The organism is Roseomonas sp. TAS13 (assembly GCF_001950415.1).
In the GTDB taxonomy this organism is placed as follows: Bacteria; Pseudomonadota; Alphaproteobacteria; order Acetobacterales; family Acetobacteraceae; genus Roseomonas; species Roseomonas mucosa.
On the sequence record NZ_BDLP01000719.1, the window covers coordinates 1 to 934 of the forward strand.

Genomic DNA, 934 nt, shown 5'->3' on the forward strand with positions numbered 1-934 from the left:
GCTGGAGCCCCAGGCCTCGCATCTGCCGGAACGCGCCATGCGCCGCGTGCCGCCGCTCACCCCGCTCGTACCGGAGCAGCCACGCGCCTGGCGGGACCGCCCGCGCCCGGTGCGTCTCCTTCCCCGCCCGGAGCCGGTGAGCGCCGTGGCCGCCCTGCCGGACGGCGCACCCGCTCGGCTGACCCTGCACGGACGCCAGCTCCGCATCCGCCGGGCCGAGGGGCCGGAACGCCTCCTGCCGGAATGGTGGCGGGACGACCCGGCCCGGGCCCTGCGCGACTACTACCGGCTGGAAACGGAGATGGGCGACCGGCTCTGGGTCTGCCGCGCCGGGCTGGATGCGCCGGACGCCCCGGCGCGCTGGTTCCTGCACGGCTATTTCGCGTGACCGAAGCCTATGCCGAGCTGGGTGCCCTCTCGAACTTCACCTTCCTGGAGGGCGCCTCCCACCCGCACGAGCTGGCCCTCACCGCCAAGGCCCTGGGCCATGCCGCCTTCGGCATCGCCGACCGCAATTCCCTGGCCGGCCTCGTGCGCGGCCTGGCGGCCGCGGAGCACGAGAAGATCCGGCTCCGCTTCGTGCCCGGTTGCCGCCTCTGCCTGCCGGACGGCACCGAGTATCTCGTCTGGCCCACGGACCGCGCCGGCTATGGCCGCCTCGCCACACTGCTGAGCCATGGGCGGATGCGCGCACCCAAGGGCGAGTGCCACCTGTCCCGCCAGGAGATGATCGAATCCGCCGAGGGCTGGGTCATGGCGCTGATCCCGCCCGACCAGCCCGACGCGGCTTTCGCCGGGCGCCTGAGGCAGGACGCGCGCGCCCTGCGGCGCCTCGCCATGCCGCTCTTCTGCGCCGCCATCCACCGCCATGGCGGCGACGATGCGAAGCGGCTCGACGCATTGGCGGCGATCTGTCTCTTGATCACATCTACGC

At 73.8% G+C, this 934-nt stretch carries 1 protein-coding gene and 1 pseudogene; both read left to right on the plus strand.

From position 1 onward, the window contains the following. Nucleotides 1–388, plus strand: a pseudogene (locus ROTAS13_RS27615) (DNA polymerase Y family protein); the annotation flags it as partial. Next, nucleotides 385–934: PHP domain-containing protein (locus ROTAS13_RS25095; RefSeq protein WP_371329402.1), on the plus strand; the 550-nt coding region annotated here is incomplete at its 3' end. The pseudogene ROTAS13_RS27615 and the gene ROTAS13_RS25095, both read left to right, overlap by 4 nt.